The organism is Lawsonella clevelandensis (genome assembly GCF_001293125.1).
In the GTDB taxonomy this organism is placed as follows: Bacteria; Actinomycetota; Actinomycetes; order Mycobacteriales; family Mycobacteriaceae; genus Lawsonella; species Lawsonella clevelandensis.
The window spans coordinates 122791-145130 of record NZ_CP009312.1 but is presented as its reverse complement, the minus strand read 5'-3'; the positions used below and the strand labels follow the sequence as shown (position 1 = coordinate 145130).

Annotated in this window: 21 protein-coding genes and 4 tRNA genes; 15 read left to right on the top strand and 10 right to left on the bottom strand. The window is 55.3% G+C overall.

Translation table 11 applies throughout. From position 1 onward, the window contains the following. The first annotated feature begins 1 nt into the window (after nt 1). Complete coding sequence (locus tag IY73_RS00695) at nt 2–814, top strand: DUF3710 domain-containing protein (RefSeq protein ID WP_053961372.1); 813 nt, start codon at nt 2–4, stop codon at nt 812–814. Here IY73_RS00695 and IY73_RS00690 read toward each other — a convergent pair. After that, the gene (locus IY73_RS00690; protein ID WP_053961371.1) at nt 811–1593 is read right to left on the bottom strand and encodes an alpha/beta fold hydrolase; all 783 of its coding nucleotides are present in this window, start codon (nt 1591–1593) and stop codon (nt 811–813) included. The two genes, IY73_RS00695 and IY73_RS00690, sit on opposite strands and share 4 nt — an antisense overlap. 135 nt (nt 1594–1728) lie before the next feature. Between IY73_RS00690 and IY73_RS08280 the strand changes: the two genes are divergently transcribed. Further along, nucleotides 1729–2013 carry an OB-fold nucleic acid binding domain-containing protein gene (locus IY73_RS08280; RefSeq protein ID WP_148565036.1) on the top strand — a complete coding sequence of 95 codons (285 nt, stop codon included), beginning with the start codon at nt 1729–1731 and terminating at the stop codon, nt 2011–2013. Continuing rightward, nucleotides 2010–2768, top strand: coding sequence for a DUF3159 domain-containing protein (locus IY73_RS00685; RefSeq protein ID WP_063665716.1), 759 nt, complete (start codon nt 2010–2012; stop codon nt 2766–2768). Before IY73_RS08280 ends, IY73_RS00685 begins: the two co-directional genes overlap by 4 nt. Here the strand turns inward: IY73_RS00685 and IY73_RS00680 are convergent. Continuing rightward, complete coding sequence (locus IY73_RS00680; protein WP_063665715.1) at nt 2728–3474, bottom strand: potassium channel family protein; 747 nt, start codon at nt 3472–3474, stop codon at nt 2728–2730. The two genes, IY73_RS00685 and IY73_RS00680, sit on opposite strands and share 41 nt — an antisense overlap. Then, complete coding sequence (locus tag IY73_RS00675; RefSeq protein WP_053978663.1) at nt 3474–4142, bottom strand: potassium channel family protein; 669 nt, start codon at nt 4140–4142, stop codon at nt 3474–3476. Before IY73_RS00675 ends, IY73_RS00680 begins: the two co-directional genes overlap by 1 nt. 147 nt (nt 4143–4289) lie before the next feature. Here IY73_RS00675 and IY73_RS00670 point away from each other — a divergent pair, with 147 nt between their 5' ends. From IY73_RS00670 to dxs, 3 genes are read left to right on the top strand one after another with little or no spacing between them, the layout of a single operon-like run. Beyond that, nucleotides 4290–6323: an APC family permease gene (locus tag IY73_RS00670; protein ID WP_053978662.1), complete on the top strand. Its 2034-nt coding sequence runs from the start codon at nt 4290–4292 to the stop codon at nt 6321–6323. Continuing rightward, nucleotides 6307–7653: a class I SAM-dependent RNA methyltransferase gene (locus IY73_RS00665; protein WP_063665714.1), complete on the top strand. Its 1347-nt coding sequence runs from the start codon at nt 6307–6309 to the stop codon at nt 7651–7653. Before IY73_RS00670 ends, IY73_RS00665 begins: the two co-directional genes overlap by 17 nt. A gap of 48 nt (nt 7654–7701) precedes the next feature. Next, complete coding sequence (dxs, locus tag IY73_RS00660) at nt 7702–9579, top strand: 1-deoxy-D-xylulose-5-phosphate synthase (protein ID WP_053978660.1); 1878 nt, start codon at nt 7702–7704, stop codon at nt 9577–9579. Nucleotides 9580–9662: 83 nt separating this feature from the next. On the opposite strand, the gene IY73_RS00655 is transcribed toward dxs, so the two are convergent. The 7 genes from IY73_RS00655 to IY73_RS00625 form a co-directional block, all read right to left on the bottom strand. Further along, nucleotides 9663–10913: an HRDC domain-containing protein gene (locus IY73_RS00655; protein ID WP_053961364.1), complete on the bottom strand. Its 1251-nt coding sequence runs from the start codon at nt 10911–10913 to the stop codon at nt 9663–9665. Between the two features lie 7 nt (nt 10914–10920). Beyond that, nucleotides 10921–11487 carry a DUF3000 domain-containing protein gene (locus tag IY73_RS00650; protein ID WP_390175774.1) on the bottom strand — a complete coding sequence of 189 codons (567 nt, stop codon included), beginning with the start codon at nt 11485–11487 and terminating at the stop codon, nt 10921–10923. A gap of 98 nt (nt 11488–11585) precedes the next feature. Beyond that, nucleotides 11586–12812: a glycosyltransferase family 87 protein gene (locus tag IY73_RS00645; RefSeq protein WP_053978659.1), complete on the bottom strand. Its 1227-nt coding sequence runs from the start codon at nt 12810–12812 to the stop codon at nt 11586–11588. Nucleotides 12813–12887: 75 nt separating this feature from the next. Beyond that, on the bottom strand, nt 12888–13460 hold the full coding sequence (locus IY73_RS00640) for a GNAT family N-acetyltransferase (protein ID WP_053978658.1): 573 nt from the start codon (nt 13458–13460) through the stop codon (nt 12888–12890). Nucleotides 13461–13584: 124 nt separating this feature from the next. Next, nucleotides 13585–13659 (bottom strand) — tRNA-Val (locus IY73_RS00635). 16 nt (nt 13660–13675) lie between these two features. Beyond that, nucleotides 13676–13746: transfer RNA gene (locus tag IY73_RS00630), tRNA-Cys, on the bottom strand. Nucleotides 13747–13762: 16 nt separating this feature from the next. Beyond that, nucleotides 13763–13838 (bottom strand) — tRNA-Gly (locus IY73_RS00625). 335 nt (nt 13839–14173) lie between these two features. Between IY73_RS00625 and IY73_RS00620 the strand changes: the two genes are divergently transcribed. The 9 genes from IY73_RS00620 (at nt 14174) to pdxT (ending at nt 22305) form a co-directional block, all read left to right on the top strand. Beyond that, nucleotides 14174–14245: transfer RNA gene (locus tag IY73_RS00620), tRNA-Val, on the top strand. A 197-nt stretch (nt 14246–14442) separates the two neighbouring features. Further along, entirely contained in the window at nt 14443–16470 is a 2028-nt protein-coding gene (gene thrS / locus IY73_RS00615) for a threonine--tRNA ligase (RefSeq protein WP_082345559.1), read from the top strand. Nucleotides 16471–16531: 61 nt separating this feature from the next. Further along, nucleotides 16532–17044 carry an HIT family protein gene (locus IY73_RS00610; protein WP_082345557.1) on the top strand — a complete coding sequence of 171 codons (513 nt, stop codon included), beginning with the start codon at nt 16532–16534 and terminating at the stop codon, nt 17042–17044. A gap of 15 nt (nt 17045–17059) precedes the next feature. Further along, a complete protein-coding gene (pgsA, locus tag IY73_RS00605) occupies nt 17060–17713 on the top strand; it encodes a phosphatidylinositol phosphate synthase (RefSeq protein WP_053978657.1) in 654 nt (217 codons plus the stop codon). Between the two features lie 80 nt (nt 17714–17793). Continuing rightward, entirely contained in the window at nt 17794–18732 is a 939-nt protein-coding gene (locus tag IY73_RS00600; protein ID WP_053979178.1) for a phosphatidylinositol mannoside acyltransferase, read from the top strand. 3 nt (nt 18733–18735) lie between these two features. Further along, nucleotides 18736–19860, top strand: a complete 1125-nt coding sequence (locus tag IY73_RS00595) for a glycosyltransferase family 4 protein (RefSeq protein ID WP_053978656.1) — start codon at nt 18736–18738, stop codon at nt 19858–19860. Beyond that, nucleotides 19857–20525 (top strand): hypothetical protein, encoded by a 669-nt coding sequence (locus tag IY73_RS00590; RefSeq protein ID WP_053978655.1) that lies wholly within the window; start codon nt 19857–19859, stop codon nt 20523–20525. The genes IY73_RS00595 and IY73_RS00590 overlap by 4 nt, the downstream gene beginning before the upstream one ends. Nucleotides 20526–20656: 131 nt before the next feature. Continuing rightward, nucleotides 20657–21550: a pyridoxal 5'-phosphate synthase lyase subunit PdxS gene (gene pdxS, locus IY73_RS00585; protein WP_053961355.1), complete on the top strand. Its 894-nt coding sequence runs from the start codon at nt 20657–20659 to the stop codon at nt 21548–21550. Nucleotides 21551–21699: 149 nt separating this feature from the next. After that, nucleotides 21700–22305 (top strand): pyridoxal 5'-phosphate synthase glutaminase subunit PdxT, encoded by a 606-nt coding sequence (gene pdxT, locus IY73_RS00580; protein ID WP_053979177.1) that lies wholly within the window; start codon nt 21700–21702, stop codon nt 22303–22305. The last annotated feature ends 35 nt before the right edge of the window (nt 22306–22340 follow it).

The window sequence follows — 22340 nt, the reverse complement described above, 5'->3', positions numbered from 1 at the left end:
AATGTTTGGCATTGGAAAGAAGAAAAAGAAGGCTGCGGCAGAGCCTGCTCCTCAGACTGGGGACGCTGGCGCTGTAAAAGAAGCAGCGTCTGCGGAGGAAGCCGGAACCGATGCTACCCGCAGTGTGCCACGCTCTGCCCACCATCAGACGCGGGTAGACCACGGGGTGGGGCCATTCGATGAGTCGGATGGAGGGCTGACGGAACTTCTTGACCCAAACGACGAAGGACTGGGGATCGCAGACTTCGGCGCTTATGCCTTTGTAGCTCCAATGGACGCACAGCTGCAGATTGAAACGTCTGCTGACGGGAATCTTGCTGTGCACATCCTTGTGGGCAATGGTCATATCACCATGGACGCATACTCAGCACCGAAGTCTGGTGGCCAGTGGCGTATGGTTGCTTCCGAGCTAGCAGATGGTCTGCGTGCACAAGGTGCCAAAGTCTCTATCCAAGACGGTCCCTGGGGACGTGAGGTGGTAGGGACTGCCCCTGACTCACTTATTCGTTTCATCGGTGCCGATGGACCACGCTGGATGCTTCGCACAGTAGTCGTCAGCAATGCTGCAGATGCTGAACAATCGGCAGAGATTGCCCGAACTGTGTTTGCCCATACGGTGGTCCGACGCGGTATGAACGCAATGCCTGCTCGTACGCCCATTCCATTGGTGCTACCCACGGAGATTCTCGAGCAGGTCCAAGCAGAACAACTTCGACAGCAGGAAGCTGCAAAGGTAGCGGCAGAACAGGCACGTCGGCGTATGTCGGCAGATCGTGGCGAAGCACTCCAACAATTCGATGGGCCCGAGTCCTAAGAAAACAGCTCAAATAATAGAGAAAGGCTCGCTCGGCTGAAGACAGCAACGTCCTTCTCGATATCTGACAAACATAAATGGGTGGTTGCGCTGTTCTGCAGTGCGGCCGCCCATTCTTGTCCCACGGTCGCTGGATGGAGAGGGTCGTCGTCAACAGACACTACGCCCACTGGCGTCGTGATACGTGTGAACTCTTTGCTAGTCAAAGAGGGCGTAACGGACACCTCCCGCATAAGCGCTGCCAGCTCGTCACCATATCGTTCCCAACAAGGATCCTGGAGAGCAGATAACCATTGGGGAGAGGACGCGACCATTGCTGCTCGTACTTCAGCTATCCCGAGCTCATCAAGCGCAGCCGCCGTTGCACCAGCAGACAGTGCCGCTGGTGCGGTGTGAAACCCATCTCCTGTCCACGGCGCCATAAGCGCAACTACCGCTGCTAGTGGCGATGGAACAACAGCGTGTGAATTCTCTCGATGGGATTCCTGTAATGCAATGCGGCATGCAGCAATTGCCCCAATAGACACCCCGGCGATGATAACCCTTTCACCCGCTTGGGTGGCTTCCGCGAGAACATCATTGACGTCACTAAGAAAACCTTCGAGCAAGTGACCCGGTTGGGGGTCGACGGCCACCAACCGGGCAGACAACTCTTCAGCTAACAGGGAAAATGCCAGCTGAGAAAAGTGAGCGTCAAACCCTGTTCCCGGCAAGGCAATAACACACAGAGGAGGCTGTAAGCGGGGTAGTGCTAGGGGAGTGAGGAGGGGCCCGACCATATGCTCAGTGTACTGTTCGGGAGATCGAGGTTCACAGAAGCCAGGCAGTGGTGGAATGATGCAGATTTTTCTCAGCAGGAACGTTAGACTTGCAACGTCTTATACAGGTAGTCTCCGCCTTCGAGGAGCGTCGTTATGAGTGTCCTGCATAACCGTATCACCCCTATTGGGGCATGTCGGCTCGGTCACAAAGTCACTGTCACAGGAACAATTAGCATGGTGACAGTCAGCGCCCCTCACGCACCTGCTGGCGTAGAAGCGCATCTTTATGATGACTCAGGAGTTATTGAGCTTCATTGGATGGGTCGTCATACCATGCCGGGTATAGATACCGGACGGCATATTGAAGTTGAAGGACGCATCGCACTGCATGGGCGAGATTTGGCTATCTACAACCCACGCTACGAATTGCTATCATGACTGCACCAGATCCTACTGATCCTCAGCGCACTGACGAGTGCCCCTCGCTACCCCCAGCTGAAATAGAGAACGACTTTCACGCCGAGGACTCCGTCCATGCGGAAATCGAAGAAACCTTGCTCGAACGCATGGGAGGGTGGCAGGGATTGGTCTATTCCACGCTGCCTGTCCTTATCTTTGTCCCCGTCAATGCATGGAAGGGGCTACAGCCGGCGATCTGGGGAGCACTTGCCGTTGCACTTGTTATTTTTATTGCCAGACTGATCCGCAAAGAGAAACTGACTCCAGCAGTATCCGGATTCCTCGCCGTTGTGCTATGCGCGTTCATTGCGTACCGAATGGGTAATGCAAAAGGATATTTCGTCTGGGGAATCTGGATATCTGCAGCCTATGCTGTCCTCTCCATCATTTCAATGATCGTCCGCTGGCCCATCGTCGGTGTTGTGTGGAACGCATTGAATGGACTCGGCCAGGACTGGCATGCGGACAAGAACTGCCGCCGCTGGTATGACCTTGCAACGTTTGCATGGGTTCTTGTGTTCGCCGCACGATTTGTTGTCCAGCAGTGGCTTTATGTAGAGGAGGCGGCTACGGCGCTGGGCGTCACCCGCATCATCATGGGGTGGCCGCTCACAATTCTGGCTGTGGTGGTCACCGTATGGACGGTACGCAAAGCGACGGTGGCAGAATTGGCTCCAGCGGTTGAGACAGTCTCTAGTGGAGAAAATTCGACTCGCTCGGATCTAGCGGAGTAGCACCGGCGTTTGTGGCTGCCTCATAGGTGTCATTCACTACTGTGGGACTAGCCTGGCACACAAGTGTGGTGAGCTCCTCCTGTGCTGAACGATTTGCAACGAAGAGGAGTTCATCACCGGGTTCGAGAGCATCATCCGGCCTCGGCACAATAACGTTGTTGTCGCGCACGATAGCGACCAAAACCCCATCACGGGGGAAACGGAACCGTCCAACTTTCTTCCCCGCCAGGTGTGTGCGGTTGGGGAGACGAATTCCTAAGAGGTCCACGTCTCCTCTTCGTAGCGGCATAAGCCGTACCAGCTCACCGACATTAATCACCTGTTCCACGACAGACGCCAGGAGCTGCGGCGTGGACACCATCTCGTCCACCCCCCAGGACTCATCAAACAGCCATTCGTTGCGAGCGTCATTAACGCGGGCCACTACTCGGGGAACCCCAAATTCCGTTTTCGCTAGCAGACTCAAAACCAGGTTAGCTTTGTCATCTCCGGTGGCAGCGACGACGACATCAAACTTCTCCAAGCGGAGCTCCTCCAGCGCATGAACCTCACAAACGTCCATGTGGACCCAACGGGCGTCTGGAATAAGATGAGGTCGTAATCTGGTTTCATTCTGCTCCAGGATAAACACTGAATGCCCACTTTTGACGAGCTCATGCGCAATAGAGATACCTACACCACTTGCTCCGGCGATTGCGACTCGCATTAGTCTTCTACCTCCTGTGGAGCAATTCTGCCGATTTCGACCGCACGCTGTTCTTTCTCGCTCAATACCGATAGCCACACATGGTCTTCAGCCTGAATGCGTGTTCGTGATGTAGGGATAGCGGCTCGGCCTGCTCTCACAATAAATGCGCAGCGCCCCTCAGTAGCTTTCTCCAACTCACTGAGCGACTGGCCTACCCAATCTACGTGAAGAATCAGCTCAACGATAGAAACCTGTCCAGATGGATCGGACAGCGTGCTGCCCACGCCCTCCCCAGTGATCACGTGGAGCAAACGTTCCGCAGCCCAAGGTACCGTTGCGATGGTAGGAATGCCTAAACGCTCGTAGATTTCGGCTCGACGTCCATCGTAAATGCGAGCAATTACCCGTTCCACGTTGAACTCTTCACGAGCTACCCGAGCAGCGATAATGTTGGTGTTATCGCCGCTTGATACTGCAGCGAAAGCATCAGCTTCAGTAATTCCCGCCTCGGTGAGAACATTGCGGTCGAATCCTTGTCCCAGTACTCGTTTACCCTGGAAATCATTACCTAGCTTGGCAAGAGCTTCACTCTTGACATCGATAACGCTGACGTTGTGGCCGAGAGCTTCTATCCTTGTCGCAAGCGAGCGGCCCACACGGCCACAGCCCATAATCACCACGAACACAAGTGCTCTCCTCTGGATGATCGCAGGGGATTCACCCCGCTTGGTAGCTTCTAACCTATATTCTAAAGTAGAGAAACTGCTTAGCCAGCGGATCGCCACATGAACTCTGGATAGGCTTAAGGACTGAAATCTGTTGACGGGAAACTCATGATGAATCTGTCACGCCGCGCAAAAGGGTTGCTCTTGGGCTCCCGAATCCGTAGCGATGAGTCTCACCAGATTCTTCTTCCCAATCAGCTTGCGGCGCCCCTGTTTACTGCCAACATGCTGAGCTCTGTCGCGTACGTCCCCCAGTTTGTTCTCATGGTGTTGGCAGTTGCGGGTGCTTCCGCCATTACGTGGGGTCTCGGTGTTGGATTGGCCATGGCGCTCCTCCTGCTCCTCGTAGTGGGCGCACAGCAGACCATTATGCGTATCTACCCAGGTGGGGGTGGCGACTACCAGGTCGTCAAACGCAATTTGGGGTACCGCACCGCTGCTAGCGTTGCAGCTGGGTTTATAGTCGATTACGCCCTCACCGTGGCGTTGTGTTTGAGCATGATGGTGCATATGTTTGCCGGTATCGCACCGGATGTTATGCGCTACACCCCCCTCATTGCGGTAGGCATTCTGGTTATTCTCCTGTGGGTCAGCATGCGGGGTTATGCCAATTCCGCCTGGGCAACGCTTCTACCTACCGGCTTCTTTATTCTCGTACTCATTGTTCTGTTGGTGGGTGGAGCTGTCCGAGCAGCCATGGGCAACTCCATTGTGGCGGTGTCTGCCACCTACGGTCTGACCCCCTCGGCACGTTTTGCAGATGGGGTTACTCACGCACCTGCCGAAGCGGTGCTGATGTTGTTAGCGGGCGGGATTGCGATTGGTGCCACAGCGCTTTCCGGTGTTGAAAGCGTTAACAATGGCATGGAGATTCTCAACAAGCCACAGAACCGAAATGCCTCACGAATTCTGGCTCTCTCTGCTGCAGTAACCTTTGGACTCATGGTGGGAGTGGTGGTGCTTGCATGGGCCAGCCGAGTCGCCTTCGTCAGTGACCCACTTCGTCAGCTTCCTGGCTCACCTGCCGGTTACGTGCAACAACCTCTGCTTGTCCAGCTCGCTTCCGCAGTGTTCCCCGACTATCCCTTCATGGAATGGGTAGTTATGGTGGCCTCGGCTCTGGTTCTCATGGTGGCGGCCATTGCGGTATTCATCAGTTTTCCCTCACTGACAATGCACGTCGCAAAGGATGGTTTCTTACCACAGTTCCTTTCCGCACGAGGCCGTCGTCTAACACACAATGGTGGTATTTTCTCTCTCGCTATTCTGGTGGTGTTGGCGCTTGTGCTCACTGATGGGCAACCGCGACGCCTGCTTGAGCTCTACGCACTGGGGTCTCTGTGGGCCTTTCTTATCGCCCAGATTGCGATGGTGAAACATTGGATGCGTCACCTGCGTGCGGCACGTACTCCACTCAAAATTGCGCGTGCTCGAAGTGGTTTGGCACTCGCAATTTTTACTGCTCTTCTGCTTGCGACGGTCCTCCTTCTTTCGGTGATCTTTAAATTTACCCGTGGTGGGTGGGCGTCGATCCTCACTGTCGTCATCATCACCTTCGTCCTCCTCTCTTTCGGTCGACACTACGCAAAAGTAAAGAAGCGTCTCGCTGATGCACGTTGGCAGGGGATGGCGCCGTCTCGGACCCACGCACTCGTCATCGTTTTTGGCCTGCACCTTCCCACTCGTCGAGCTTTGGCCTACGCGCGTGCGGCCCGGCCAGATGCGGTGGAAGCAATCACCGTCAATATCGATGATGTCAAGACCAGAAAGCTCGTCGAAGCGTGGACGAAGTCCGAAATGGACATACCTCTGAAAGTTTTAGAGGCCCCTTATCGGACAATTCTCGGCCCAGTAGTTCGCTATATTCGTCGTATCCGGGCACACAACCCTCGCGATGTGGTGAACGTCTATATTCCACAGTTGGTGGTGAAACACTGGTGGGAGTCCATTGCCCATAACGAAGTAACGAACCTTATGTTGAAGAAGTTGGTGCGTGAGCCGGGGGTGTCTGTTACCGTCGTGCCGTTCCTCCTCGACGAGAATCAATTCGATATGGAGGAGGTAGGCGCCGCTGCCGATGCTAGCGAGGACGTCATTGTAGTCACCCCAGAAACCCCCGAAGGAGATGAAGGTGAGCGCTAGACAGCAAGACGGTTCAGTTGTCTCTGCGCCTAGGGATGGTTCACGCATCCGTGTAACGTGTGCAGGCCCTGCGCACGGTGGGGAAATGGTAGCCCGGTATGATGGGCGAGTCATTTTTGTCTCTGGTGCCCTCCCCGGTGAAGATGTCACCATTGAGATCACAGAGAACAAAAAATCCTTTTCGCGCGGACACGTCATCGATATCCATGCTGCTCATCCGAAACGCGGCGAACATGTGTGCCCTGCGGCTGCTGCGGGTGCAGGTTGCTGTAGCTGGGATTCTGCAGCGGTGAGTCTCCAACGAGAGATGAAAGCACAAATTGTCGAGGACCTCCTCCACCGCCTGGGTGCGGTACAGGACATCCCGTGGAGGGGAAAAGTGAGTGCGCTGTCGGATAATGACACACTCACTGCTACGCAATGGCGAGTACGACAACGGTTGAGCATTACCAGCGGCGGAGACGTTGGTGTACGCGCAGCGCATTCACATGAGGTCATCCCGCAACACTGTTCACAGGTGGTACCACTCTTATTTGGATCTCCCGATCAATGGGGAATTGCGGATGACGTAGCTGCACTGGCGGGGACAAACTCGGAACTTGTGCTGGCCGCAGATTCGTATGGAGAGCGACATATTATTGCTCTAACGCATAACGAAGATCGGCACCGGGCGTCTCGTCGGGCACGCGTAACATCTCGACGTGCGCGGATACAGCAGGTACACCATCGACAGGTGTTGGGAGGATCGGGAATTGCCCGTGAACGCGTTCTCGGGAGAGAGTGGTATCTTCCCGCAGAGTCTTTCTGGCAAGCACACCACGATGCTGCCACGACGTACGCCACACTGGTTCGCGACTGTGCGGACCTTGATACTGGCGAGGTTGCGTGGGATCTCTATGGTGGATGTGGAGTATTTGCTCATGCATTATCTCTCGCCACACCCTATCCGGGTCCGATTGTGTCGGTGGACGTTGCTGGGCCCGCTGTGGCAGCGGGGAAAGCTGCTTTCTGTTCTGATGGACCCGATGTTTCGATAGTAGAGAGCGCTGTTGGACGATGGTTGCAGGGGAACATTGCTCCTCAGTACCAGGCGCCCGCTACCGTGGTGCTCGATCCTCCCCGCGCGGGGGCAGGACGCGACGTCATTTCTGCTATAGCAGTGCATGCGCCACGCACAGTCCTCCATTTTGGCTGCGATGCAGCAGCCTTTGCACGTGACATCAAACTCTGGAAAGACAACGGTTACACCTTAGCTGCGCTGCAGATTTTCGACGGATTCCCGAATACCCCGCACATGGAGTGTTTCGCCCTGTTGAGGCGTCTACTCTAGACTGTATGAGTCCCACCCGGGCGAGCTCATCCGAAGGAGGTGCCACCTGTGTCTATTCTGGAACACATCAATGAACCTGATGACCTTACTGAGTTAAGTTATCTCGAGATGAAGGAATTAGCGGCAGAGATCCGCCAATTCCTCATCAATAACGTTTCGCATACCGGTGGTCACCTGGGCCCTAATCTCGGTGTGGTCGAATTGACGCTAGCAGTCCACCGCGTTTTTAAGTCTCCACAAGATGCCATCATCTTTGACACAGGACACCAAAGCTACGTTCACAAGATGCTCACTGGGCGACGCGAATACTTTGATACATTGCGGCAGGCAGGTGGCCTTTCCGGGTACCCGAGCCGCTCTGAGAGCCGACATGACTGGGTGGAATCGTCCCATGCCTCAGCCTCACTGTCGTACGCCGATGGGCTGGCAAAAGCCTTCGCCATAGACGGCATAACCCGTCGCAATATCGTTGTGGTGGTCGGAGACGGGGCACTCACGGGCGGTATGACATGGGAAGCGCTCAACAATATCGCTGAGCACAAGTACACGTCACTCACCATCGTGGTTAATGACAATGGTCGCTCCTATGCGCCGACCATCGGTGGCCTTGCCGAGCGCCTCACTCGTCTGCGGACTGAAAACGCATACGAGTGGGCCATGGACCAAACGAAGAAGGAACTGCAAAAGCGTGGAAAGTTGGGGCAGTTCATCTACTCGTTGCTACATGGTTTTAAGACCGGCATCAAAGACACTGTCGTCCCCGAGCCGCTCTATAGCGATTTAGGACTCAAGTACATCGGCCCTGTTGATGGTCACGATCAGCGGTCCATGGAAATGGCCCTTGAACGTGCTCGAGATTTTGACGGCCCGGTCATTGTCCATGCGGTGACGCGGAAGGGCGAAGGTTACGCGTTTGCGGAACATAATATGCAGGATCACATGCACACCACGGATGCAATCGATCCTGTGACAGGAGTCTGCCTGGTTCCCCGCAAGCCCGGGTGGACAGCGGTTTTTGCACGTGAAATGCTCCGCATCGGAGCTGAGCATCCCGAGGTCGTGGCTATTACCGCCGCAATGGCAGAACCTGTTGGATTAGCTCCCTTCCGCGAAAAGTATCCGGAACGCTTCTTCGACGTCGGTATCGCCGAACAACACGCTATTACCTCCGCAAGTGGACTCGCCCTGGGGGGAAAACACCCAGTAGTGGCCCTGTACTCCACCTTCCTGAACCGCGCATTTGACCAGCTCTTGATGGATGTAGCGCTCATTAAACAGCCTGTCACAGTGGTGCTTGACCGTTCGGGTGTAACAGGACCTGATGGCGCAAGCCATGATGGAATGTGGGACCTATCGCTGATGAGCATCATTCCCTCGATACGCGTAGCAGCACCGCGTGACCCACAACGCCTTCGTGAAGAAATTGCGGAAGCGATTGAGACTAAAGACGGACCGACCGTTGTGAGATATCCCAAGGGCATCGTCACTGATGACCTCAATGCGCTTGAGAGCACCGATGATGGTGTCGATATTCTCTGCAAGTATGGTGATGACATCCTCATTGTGGGAGTGGGTACCTTCGCCCGGCGAGCGGTGGCAGCTGCCCACAAGCTAGCGGAAGAAGGTATCCAGGCAACGGTTGTGGACCCCCGTTGGATTCTCCCCATTCCGCCCTCCATCCTTGCGCATGCCTGTCAGTACCGCATGGTTGTTGTGTATGAGGACAATGGCATTAATGGCGGCATTGGATCTGTCTTGGGTAACGTTCTGCGCAAGAATGAATGCGATGTCCCACTCCGTCAGCTTGCCCTTCCACAAGAGTTTCTCCCCGTAGGAACGCGCAAGACATTGCTTGAAGAACGCGGACTTGATGCAGAGAGCGCTGCAGAGCGTATGCAGGACTGGTTCCGTCACCTCACCCGCTAGCGATGCTGTGCGTGGGAGTATGCGAGTGCACGAATTCTTCCGTGTAATGGCTCCTCCACAGAAATTCTAGTGGGCAAGCGCTACTACAAGGGGAGATGCAGCGCATCAGACAGTGGCACCGCAATCTGGCTTATCTGCCATGGACGAACCTGTGAGGAACGTAGGCTTTCCGTCACGCTTGGCGGAGAAGTTTGCTCAGTGAGAGACCAACTGAGGGCTCGTAACGCCTCCCCAGCAACAAGATCCTGTGCATCAATGGCGAGCTGCTGGGCAATCTCATCAGTGACAGCACGGCATTGCGCAAGATTCTTGGCAGCTGCTGGATTAAGACGCTTCCACTGGCTCTGGTGGGGAATATTGCGGCCAGCATGCGGTCGAAAAGCAGGAAGATCCTTCTCGGAAACAGCTAGCGCAGCATTAATAACGTCCAGCCAGCGAGACCTGTGACGAGTCCGTTGGGTTCCTTTTACACGTTTAAATTCCGCTTCGCTCGTGGGTTTCTGTTCCGAAAGTGCAATGATGAGGCGGTCAGGAAGAAGCCTCCCGGGAGCGATATCTTTCTGAGAGGCTAATTCATCGCGGGATATCCACAGGCGGCGGACGATCTCCATTTCGCGTCTGTTCTTTAAGATGTGAATTCGGGAGGTGCTGCGCCACGGATCCTGTTTTGGCGCGGGATCAGGTTTGCAACGTTCAAATTCGCACTCTTGGCGTATCCACTCATCTCTACCTCGGTCTAGTGCCTCCGCATAGAGTGCATCCCAGAGCTCGATGAGATATTCAACATCAAGAGCTGCATAGTTGAGCCACGATTCCGGCAGTGGACGACGGGACCAATTCTCTGCACCGTGGCTCTTGTTGAGATGTAACCCCAATACTTCTTCCGTCAAGTGCCCCAGATTACACTTCTGGTATCCCAGAAGACGCCCTGCTACTAAAGTGTCGGCGAGCTGATGTGGAGTGAGACCCAACTGGCGAAGACAGGGGAGATCCTGATCGGCAGCATGGAGAAGCCAGGGGAGGGGGTTGATTACGGCCGCTAGGGGCGCAAGATCCGTTGCTGGATCTGCACAGCGTGTTGGGTCGATGAGAAAGCTACCTGCCCCGTTCCGTCGCAGTTGGATGAGCTGCGCTCGCTGAGAGTAGGTGAATCCGCTTGCTCGTTCGGTATCCAAGGCGAGGAATCCAGAGCCCGCTGCGAGAGTGGCCGCAGCGTCGGCAATTTGTGCAGGGGTGGAGAGTAAAGGTGGCAGCCCCTCACGGGGAGTGGTGACAGAAACAGCTGGTGTTGGTTCGATGTTCAGCGATGACGGCGTGGGAATATGCTTTGACACGATACCGCTAACGGCGTTCAGTAAGGTCTGTGACCCCTACGGGAGGCAGGCCAGCAACGAAGGCAAGGGTCTCTGCGACCGCTTCTAAGTGAGCAGCCATGTCGGTGTTCTCAGCTGTCCACGAGGCGCGCATTTCCAATTGATAAGCGCGTGGAGGCCCAGAGATATCACCGTAGCGGACAGAGTGTGTGGAGGTGACGGTACCGCCGAGCATGGAGAATTTCACAGCGCGCTCACGCAGACCATCGACGAGCCAGCTCCATGCGACTTCCGCGAGCATTGGATCTTCAGCGACCGCCGCATCCATGTCTGCTTGGATATAGGTGACGATCCGCATTGTTCCGTTCCAGGCGTCTTGTCCGCTGGGATCGCACAGCACAATGAATCGGCCGTAAGCATCGCCTTCGCTCTGTTCAGGAATGATCAATTCCTCCAGATGGGCAACCTCTAACCCGACGGCGTAGCTCAGCGGCGCAAGACGCTGCGGGGGACGGATTGGCCCCACTTCAATCTCGCGGCGCATCTGGGCGTGTTTGAGGGAGTCAATCGCTTCATCGAAAGCAGTAGACTCGATACTGGATTCTTCGCTGATCACGGTTATTACGCTAAAACACTGGCGGGAGAATCCCAGCTGACGCGCCGAGTCTGAGTGAGTTTAGGCAGGAGTTTGCCTCAGAAAAATGCGACGCGCCCCAATGGATAGTGTGGGTCGTGCGTTTTCTGCGCTGCCAGGTAGCGCCAAAGCCCGACCACAAAGATGATGATGAGCAGTAGCAGCCATCCGATAGTTGCACGACTGTACTCAATCCAGCGTCCGTAGATGTACCAGCGTGTGGAGTACCAACTGGATCCCTCCAGTACCAAATAGATCGCCACCCATGCTGGCCAGTTTCGGAGGAAACTCGCTTTGCTGACGATCGTCATAACCATCGGGATAAGCATAATGGAGTAGTAGCGTTGGCCGAGCGCGCCCCCCAAAAACGCAATGAGCAGTGCAGCTCCTGCTGTGGTAGTCAGCCATAGACGTAGGTCGATACTGCGGTAAGGCTGCAACAGAATAATTGTTGCCAAACCAAGAAGAATGACAGCACAGCGGACTATCCACACGAGGGGCTCAGGGGCACCCCAATAGGCGAGCCAACCCGCAATGGCATTGTTGTAGTAGTCCCGTACTTCTCCTAAGTAGCCGAATGTTCGCGTCCAGTACACGGTGGGGTCAGCGGCCAGAACCCACCCAATAGCATTGAGAAGAATGGGGATGAAGAGCGCAGCCATAAAAGGCTGCCATCGTTTCAGAAGTAGTGGGAGGAGCAGCAGTGGTGCCAACATCGGTTTGATGGCCAAGGAGAGTCCGAGAGGCACCCCCGCCCACATGTTTTTATTCCGCATCAGCAGGTAAAGGAATCCAACTTCACACAGATAAACCACGCCGTTGATATTGCTGAACACCAGCGTGTTGGTGACGCCTTCGGAGAGAAAGCTGAAAAACAGTACTAAGGGGAGAGCGCAACCACGAAGACTGTAGTCAAACATTTTGACGAGCAGCATAGTGGCCAGCACGATACAGACCGCATTACATCCAATGAAGAGCCAGCGGCTCAGAGTTTCATTACCGATGAGACCAAAGGGGCTCAACAACAAGCTCCCCGAGGGAGCATAGAGGTAATGAGGGTTGGTGAAGCTGTAATTATCTGTGTAGACGGGCTGTCCGGCGAGAAACTTTGTCACCGCGGCGTACACCGGTGCAAAGTCGTTAGTGACGTAGCCGTTGACCGCTTGTATGAAGACTTTGTGCACCATGACCAGCACTGCCAGCGGCCAGAACACCACAGTTAACACCCTATTAAGGGAATCTTTGTCCCATTCCTTAGCGGCTGAGAGGGACGCAGGTAATGCCATTCCTTATCCTTGCAGTGAGATGGTAGCGGACGATGTATCACTCGACACTGTCGTATAGCAGTGTAGTGCCAGCTTTTAGGTATGCGGTGCATCTACGAGGAGTTTCTCCAGGACGACGTCATCGTTGCGGGTAGTCCCAACGTAGTAGATGCGTGGCCCAACAATCTCAAAACCTTGTTTTTTATAAAATCGAAGAGCCCGCTTGTTCTCGGCATTTGTTCCAAGCCAGAGACTCGAGTAACCACAGTTAACAGCTTGTTCAACAGCATGGTTCATGAGGGCATCGGAAATCCTTGAACCGTGGTGCTCCGCGCGGACGTAGAGCTTGTCGACGCCGAGAGAGGGACGAACGCGAAGTTTTTCATAGGCCACGGGGTCCATTTCTGCCCCTGCTATTAAGAGCAGGTACCCTAGCAGATGTTCGGATTCTGTATCTTCCGCAACCGCAAGGTAGTGCGCAAGGTTGGTGAGATGCCCGCGTAGTCGTTCCTCATTGAACTGGTAGTTACAATGCTCGGTAATATCTTCCGCGGTGACCGAGCTGGGGCAGGCCATCGGAAATGTCGCACAGGCCAATTCGCGCAGCGCGGGAATGTCAGCATCGTAGGCTGGGCGAACACGGAAAGAAGCAGGGGACAGTTCAGTCATAGATTTAGTGTAAAGGACACTGCTATGGTGTCCTTAGCGAGTCGTGGTCAGATGGGGCCCGCTGGGATATTCCAGGTGATGAGACAAAATAGTAATATGGCGGCCGAATGGCCGCCATATTAGTTGGTGCGCGATACTGGGATCGAACCAGTGACCTCTTCCGTGTCAGGGAAGCGCTCTCCCGCTGAGCTAATCGCGCAAGTTCTAAACAAGAGAGGTGGAGACGGGAATCGAACCCGTGTGCACGGCTTTGCAGGCCGTTGCCTCGCCACTCGGCCACTCCACCGCAGGTGTTTCCACCATGGAGCGGATGACGGGATTCGAACCCGCGACCCTCACCTTGGCAAGGTGATGCGCTACCAACTGCGCTACATCCGCATTGCAACCTGTGAGCCCGGAACTGAGAACCTTTCAGATCTCGTTTCGCTCTTTGAGCTTGCTTCGATTACATTAGCGGACAACTACGCACTCTGCAAAATCGCCTGTTCACAGGTGTGTTGCGTGTTGTTTATGAGAGTGGTTACGCATGTCTTAAGACGCTCGTGGGGAAAGTGAGGATACGGCGAATGGGGGATGCCAGGTGCGGTGGTGGATTTGCTTGTTTTCATCCTGTCGGTGCCCACTTGGACAAATTGGGCGGCGGTCTGCTAGATTCTTCTCGTTGCAGTTAGCACGTTTCTCACCTTTGACGAGAAAGTGTTTAGCAAGCAAACGGTCCCATGGCTCAGTGGAAGAGCGTCCCGTTCACACCGGGGAGGTCGCTGGTTCGATCCCAGCTGGGACCACTTTTTGTATTTGAAGGAAGAAATGGGGTGCCGTCCTGCTGCGTGGAATATTGCTCCATCTTCGCGCTAAGATGAGCAGGCAACGTCGGTAGCTACCAGGTATGTAGCACCGCACCACAATCAAGGAGCACTTCCTCGTGTCGAATGACTCATCTTCTCAGCAGGCCGCCCTCGCAGCGGCCGATCTTGTATTTTCCATCCCTGCCGGTACACGAGCCGGTACTGCATTGCGGGATACCGAACTGCCGACCAAAGGTATTAACGCGATCCTGGGTGTTCAGGAAGGCGACGGCACTATCCACGATCTCGGATGGGTAGCAGAATCAGACACTACCGTCACCGCAATTCCCGCAAATACAGAAGATGGCCGCATCATCATTCGGCATTCCGCTGCGCATGTGATGGCACAAGCGGTACAGCAGCTTTTCCCGGATGTGAAGTTTGGCATCGGACCTGCCATTGAGAATGGTTTCTACTACGACTTCCGTGTCACGGAACCGTTCACCCCGGATGATCTCAAAGCTATCGAGAAAGCTATGCGGAAAATCGTCAAACAGGGGCAGCAGTTCCGTAAGCGGTCTTTTGCCAGTCTTGCTGAGGCCGAAGAGTTCCTCGCGGACCAGCCCTACAAGCTTGAACTGCTACGGGAGAAAGCTTCTGGTGTGACGTTCACCGGTGACGAATCTGCAGATCTGGGCGACGGCGCTGTTACGGTGTACGACAATGTCAATCCGCGCACCGGGGAGGTGTTGTGGAGTGATATGTGTCGTGGCCCGCACGTCCCGACCACTAAGTTCATCCCGGCATTCCATCTGACTCGTTCCTCTGCCGCCTACTGGCGTGGCGATCAAAAGAACGATGACCTGCAGCGCATCTACGGCACCGCCTGGGAATCCCAGGAAGCCATGGATGAGTATCTCGATCGAATGGCCGAAGCCGCGAAGCGTGACCACCGCCGGTTGGGGACAGAACTGGACCTTTTCAGCTTCCCCGATGAGATTGGCTCTGGGTTCCCGGTGTTTCACCCCAAAGGCGGCATTATCCGAAACGAGATGGAACAGCACTCTCGTCGACGCCACATCGAGGCCGGCTACCAATTCGTATACAGTCCTCACATCACCAAAGGTGACCTATTTAAGACCTCCGGACACCTCGACTGGTATTCCGACGGTATGTTTCCCCCTATGCACCTCGATGAGGAACTGGACGAAAATGGCGACGTCCGCAAGGCTGGGCAGGACTACTATGTCAAGCCAATGAACTGCCCAATGCACAACCTCATCTTTGCGTCCCGTGGGCGTTCTTACCGTGAGCTTCCCCTCCGCCTGTTCGAGTTCGGTACGGTCTACCGCTACGAAAAATCAGGCGTTATTCACGGGCTCACCCGTGCGCGTGGTTTCACCCAGGATGATGCTCACATTTACTGCACCGAAGATCAGCTGGAAGCCGAGCTCACCGACGTTCTTACGTTCATTATTTCGCTGCTCCGCGACTACGGACTCGACGACTTCTACCTTGAGCTCTCTACTAAAGACCCCGAGAAGTTCGTAGGGTCGGATGAGATTTGGGAGAAGTCGACGGCTACTTTGCAGCGGGTTGCAGAAGCCTCTGGCCTCGAACTTGTCCCCGATCCAGCAGGTGCAGCGTTTTATGGACCAAAGATCTCCGTCCAAGCTCGCGACGCTATCGGCCGTACGTGGCAGATGTCGACAGTGCAGCTTGACTTCAACCTTCCTGAGCGCTTTGGTTTGGAATACACCGCACCCGATGGCACCAAGCAACGGCCAGTCATGATTCACCGTGCACTCTTCGGCTCCATCGAGCGATTCTTTGGCGTGCTGACAGAACACTATGCCGGTGCTTTCCCTGTATGGTTAGCGCCACTGCAGGTCATGGGTATCCCGGTCGCTGACACCTTTGCCCCGTACCTTCAGGAAGTCATTGCCGAGTTGGGCTCCCGCGGTATTCGTGCGGAAGTAGACTTGAGTGACGACCGCATGCAGAAGAAGATCCGTACGCACACCACCCAAAAAGTGCCGTTCATGCTGTTGGCAGGTGCTCGCGATGAGGAAGCAGGTGCCGTGTCCTTCCGCTTCCGTGACGGTTCACAGGTCAATGGTGTGCCACGTGCTGAAGCAATCGACCTCATCACCGAATGGGCCCGTTCTCAGCGCAACGAATCACCAACTGCTGAGCTGATTGAGGACCAACGTGCCGAAGCCTGAGTATGTGGATTCTGGGCTAGGGACGCCTGACAAGCTTGAACGTTTGTGGGCTCCCTACCGCATGTCCTACATCACGGAAGAAGCCGCTCCTGTGGAGGAGCCGGAGACTTCAGCTAACGCCTGCACAAAATCCCGCGATCCCTTCCTCTACCTGCCGAAGTGCAGTGATGAGGAGGGGCTCATCGTGGCCCGTGGTGAACTCTGCTTCGTGTGTCTCAACCTCTACCCCTACAACCCGGGGCATTCCATGGTGATTCCTTATCGGCAGGTCGCCGATTATGAGGATCTCACCACTGCGGAAACCATGGAACTAGCTCTGATGACACAACGGCTTATTCGGGTGATTCGAGCAGTCTCGCAGCCCGATGCTTTCAATATCGGGTTCAATCTCGGAAATGGTGCAGGTGGTTCCGTAACAGACCACCTCCACCAACATGTTGTTCCACGCTGGGTGGGGGACGCTAATTTCATCACCCTCTTCGCTGATACCAAGGTGCTTCCGCAAACCCTGCAGGACACGCGCCGTCTCTTGGCAGAAGAATGGGAACGTCAAGTTGCCGCAAGTGATCATTAGGCATAAGGAGATGTAGTGATCGGAAAGTATCTGCGCCCAGGAATCTCAAAAGTTATTAATCCGGTCGCCCGCGGACTTCTCAAGATTGGGGTCACGCCGAATATGATGACCATCTTCGGTACGGTACTCAATATCACGCTCGCGGTTGTGCTCATTGCGCTGACCGAGCACGTCACCATCGGCGCTATCCTGCTTGGACTCACCGTGTTTGTCGACCTTATCGATGGTGCTATGGCGCGTCAGATTGGGCATGGAACGCCTTACGGTGCAGTGCTTGATGCCACCCTCGATCGGATTGCCGACGGTGCCGTGATTGGTTCCATTCTCTGGTGGGAAATCAACAATCGCCCTGATGACACCTGGCTTCTCATCACTACCATTGTCACGCTTGTCTTTTCTGAGGTCATTTCGTATGCCAAGGCTCGTGCGGAGGCGTCCGGAATCCCGGTCAACAATGGATTGATAGAGCGTCCTGAGCGCCTCATCATTGTGCTCGTCGGTATCGGGTTCACCGGTATCGGCCTGCACTTCGGTGTACAGTGGATGACCTACTTCATCAATGCTGCCATGTGGATCCTGGCTATCGGTAGCATTATCACCGTGGGACAGCGTCTGCACCTGGTGTCAAAAGCTCCCCATGCACGTGAAGATTTTGAGGTTCAACACTAGCTTTTGAGAAAGTCAGTGGCTCTGGTCACCGACTTCTGCACAAGGAGACACGCCCCATGGCAGAACAGCCGCCAAGCCGTATGACTGAACTACGGGAGATCCTGTCCGATAAGGCCTACGCGCTAGGCTGGGCGGTCGTCAAAGCTCTTCCCGACTCTTTGGCTTGCCGCATTTTTGACACGGCTGCCGATGTGATCGCCAAACACCAACCTATGACTCAACTCCGCAAAAATCTTGCACGAGTGATAGGGGTGGCAGGGCCCGAGGACGTCCCCGACGAACTTGTGCGTGCCGCCATCCACTCCTATGCGCGGTACTGGCGGGAAGCCTTCCGCCTACCGTCCATGCGTATGGATACTCTCTTTCCGCAGCTAGATGCCTCTGTTGAAGGGAAACACCATATCACTGACGGCTTGGCCAAGGGAAAGGGTGTCGTGCTGGCACTGCCGCACTCGGGTAACTGGGATATGGCGGGTGTGTGGCTCGTCCATGCGGTCGGCACCTTTAGTACTGTCGCAGAGCGGCTCAAACCAGAAAGCCTCTACCAGCGTTTTGTTGACTACCGGGAAAGCCTCGGCTTTGATGTGATTCCACTGACTGGTGGGTCAGTGCCGCCGATGCAACACCTTAAAGAAACACTCAACCGCAATGGTGTTATCTGCCTCCTTGGTGAACGTGATCTGCGCGCGCGCGGAGTGGAAGTAACGTTCTTTGGGGAACGAACTCGTATGCCCGCCGGCCCCGCGAAATTAGCGACTGACACGGGTGCTGTGCTGTGCCCCGTTCACTGTTGGTATACCCCGGGTGGCTGGGGAATGAAGGTGGGAGATCCCGTTGACACCGGCGGGGGAGTGGTGGCAACCACCCAGCTCCTTGCTACTGCATTTGAACACGCTATTGCTCAGCATCCCGAGGACTGGCATCTTTTACAACCCCTCTGGTTGAAAGATCTGTCGGCTGGTCATCTTGCCCATATCGAAGAAGGTGTGAAAAAGCCCGCTGAAGAGAAGGAGGGCTAATTCGTGCGTATCGGCATGATCTGCCCGTACTCTTTCGATGTTCCGGGCGGTGTACAAGCGCATATTCTGGAAATTGCGGACGAGATGATTGCGCTCGGCCACTATGTCGAGGTGCTTGGTCCGGGGGTGAAAAAAGATGCCGTTCCCGCCTACGTGACGCTAACTGGGCGGGCAATCCCCATTCCTTTTAACGGTTCTATAGCCCGGCTGAGCTTCTCTCCCCGCCACTGGCGTGCAGTGAGGACCTTTATCGAAGAGGGGGATTTTGATGTGGTTCACCTCCATGAACCAGCCTCTCCAAGCCTTACCATGTGGGCCACCTATCTTGCCCAAGGGCCGCTTGTTAGTACCTTTCATGCCTCTGGTAAACCGAGTCTTCTCGTCCGGATTTTCCGCTCCTTTTTGATGAAACGGTTTGAGGGCATCAGCGGCAGAATTGCGGTGTCTAATATGGCACGACGGTGGCAGATGGACGGCATTGGGGGTGATGCCGTACTTATCCCTAATGGGGTGCGAGTCTCGAGATTCCGAACGGCGCAGCCTCTGTCCGGTTACGAACGCTTAGACCATCCCGTGTTACTTTTCCTTGGGCGCTACGACGAGCCGCGCAAGGGAATGGATGTTCTGCTGGATGCGCTACCTGCCGTCCATGCTATATACCCGAATGTCGAGTTGATGGTCGTTGGCGACGGTGATGCCGCTACGCTACGGCGAAAAGTTGCAGAGAATGTCGGTACGCTTACGCTACTGGGGCACGTGTCAGAGGCAGACAAGGCCGCTGCGCTCCGTTCCGCAAGTGTTTTTGTTGCACCCAATACGGGCGGCGAAAGCTTTGGCATCGTTCTCGTTGAGGCTATGTCGGCAGGAGTTCCGGTGGTCGCCAGCGAGATTCCCGCTTTTGTGGCTGTTCTCGATAAAGGAGAAGCAGGCTGGCTCAGCCCAGTAGGAGATCCTGCAGCGCTGGCACAGACGATTCTTACCGCACTGCAGGAGCCTCAGAAAACGACCGCCAAAGTTGTTCGAGCCACGAGTTTTGTCGCGCAATATGATTGGTCGGTTGTGGCCCAGCAAGTACTTGCGGTTTATGACACCGTCACGCTGGGGGCCGGGAAGGTACAACTCAAGTGATTTCTTTACCGATATGGGCCGTCGTTCTCATTAGCATCCTGGCAAGCAGTATCGTTGTCACCGCTACCTGGGCCTATTTGACAGCGCAACGGCTCCATCGCCTACATAAACGATGTGAACAGGCCGCCATTGCCCTGGAGGGAACGCTTGACCGCCGTGCCCTTGCTGCCCGGATGGTCGCCAGAGCAATGCGGCGGGCTGCCACCCAACTTGATGTCGACACAGCGGAAGCTGCCGAAATGTCCCGTGAAGCGAACACCATCAGCCATACTGCCCATATTGTGGAAGCGACTGCATGCCCTCAACTTTTAGATCTGCGCGATCGGGAAACGGTAGAGAATGACCTCACACTCGTCTTGCGTCGCTCCGATTTCTCGCAAGTCGACCATGAAGACTTGGCGGGACTACAAGAATCGGCGTTGCGCGTCAATTTGGCGCGGCGCTTCTACAACAATGCGGTAAGCGAGGCCCTTGCCTTACATACAGCCCCTATGGTGCGTTTTTTCCGCCTCGCCGGACATGCCTCGCAGCCGCACTACTTCAATATTATTGATGAATCCTGGTCGGAGATGGATGCCACCTCCTTCGACACAGAGAAGCTTGCGGTAGAACCAGCGCCATCGGCGTCAATGGAGACGAATTCGATGCACACTGAGCAAGATTAACCCACCTCTTACCGACGTGGTTTAAGCTGTTAGAGATAGTTACTATCCCCACCCCCCTTTTAATGGTGTTGTGCATATTCCCTTAGCACGTGTGTCTGGGGGAGATATGTGCGTAGAGACTAGGAGTCATTGTGACCAACGAGAATCAGACGGGTACCTACCGCGTCAAGAGCGGCATGGCCGAGATGGTCAAGGGCGGCGTCATTATGGACGTTGTGAACCCTGAGCAGGCTCGTATTGCCGAAGATGCCGGTGCGGTTGCCGTTATGGCCCTCGAGCGCGTTCCTGCCGACATTCGCGCACAAGGTGGCGTCGCTCGCATGTCCGATCCGGACATGATCGAGGGAATTAAGGAAGCCGTCACCATCCCCGTGATGGCGAAAGCTCGTATTGGTCACTTCGTGGAAGCCCAGGTCCTGGAAGCTATCGGTGTCGACTACATCGATGAGTCCGAAGTTCTTACCCCGGCTGACTACAGCAACCACATCAATAAGTGGAACTTCACCGTCCCCTTCGTGTGCGGTGCCACCAACCTGGGTGAGGCTCTTCGCCGTATTACCGAAGGCGCCGCCATGATTCGTTCGAAGGGTGAAGCAGGTACCGGTGACGTCTCGAATGCCGTCACCCACATTCGCTCCATTAACGCTGGAATCCGCAAGCTGCAGGCAATGGATCCGGATGAGCTTTACGTTGCTGCTAAAGAACTGCAGGCCCCCTACGAGTTGGTCAAGGATGTGGCAGAAAAGGGCAAGCTCCCCGTGGTCCTTTTCACCGCTGGTGGTATTGCCACTCCCGCCGATGCTGCCATGATGATGCAGCTGGGTGCAGATGGTGTCTTCGTTGGCTCCGGTATCTTCAAGTCCGGTGACCCCGCGAAGCGTGCTGCCGCCATTGTGAAGGCCACCAAGATGTACGACGACCCCAGTGTGGTGGCCGACGTTTCCCGTAACCTTGGCGAAGCCATGGTGGGCATCAATGTGGATGACCTGCCGGTCGACCACCGACTTGCTGACCGCGGCTGGTAGCAACAACGAGGCCGACTTTAGCCCCATATGCGCAGGGCAAGTGGCGTCCTGCGAGTGTATATGTGCTCGCTGCTGACGTTGCCTGCCCTTCCGCTATTTGGGCAGAGAACACCCACCCTGCCTACCCATTTCGACGAGAAAAGAGCATGATGACTGCTCCGCTTATTGGCGTCTTGGATGTCCAAGGTGCCGTCACCGAACATATTGACGCAATGCACGCATGCGGCGTGGATGTACGGCGCGTGCGTCTTGCCCGCGATTTCGACGGTATCGATGGACTCATCATCCCCGGTGGTGAATCGACAACCCTGTGTAAGCTCCTCACCATTTTTGACATGTGGAATCCCATGGCTAAGCTCCTCTCTGAGGGTCTTCCCGTGTACGGTTCGTGCGCTGGTATGATTCTTTTGGCCAAAGAGGTGCTGGACACACGCGCTGATGCACGTAGTTTTGGGACCATGAATATGACGGTGCGGCGTAATGCCTTCGGCAGGCAGGTTGACTCATTCGAAACCGACCTTCCCATCGCAGCGCTGGGGGCTGAGCCGTTCCGCGCTGTCTTCATTCGCGCCCCATGGGTGGAAGAAGTTGGAGAGGGAGTGGATGTTCTGTGCAGCGTCACTGACGCACAGGGAAGGACCAATCCGGTGGCGGTACGGCAAGGCGCCGCGCTCGCAACCTCCTTCCACCCGGAACTCGTCGAGGATCGACGTTTCCACCAGTACTTCCTATCAATCGTGCAGGGCACCGCGTAAATTCCGTATGCTCGGCAGCTAGGCAGTAAATTTTA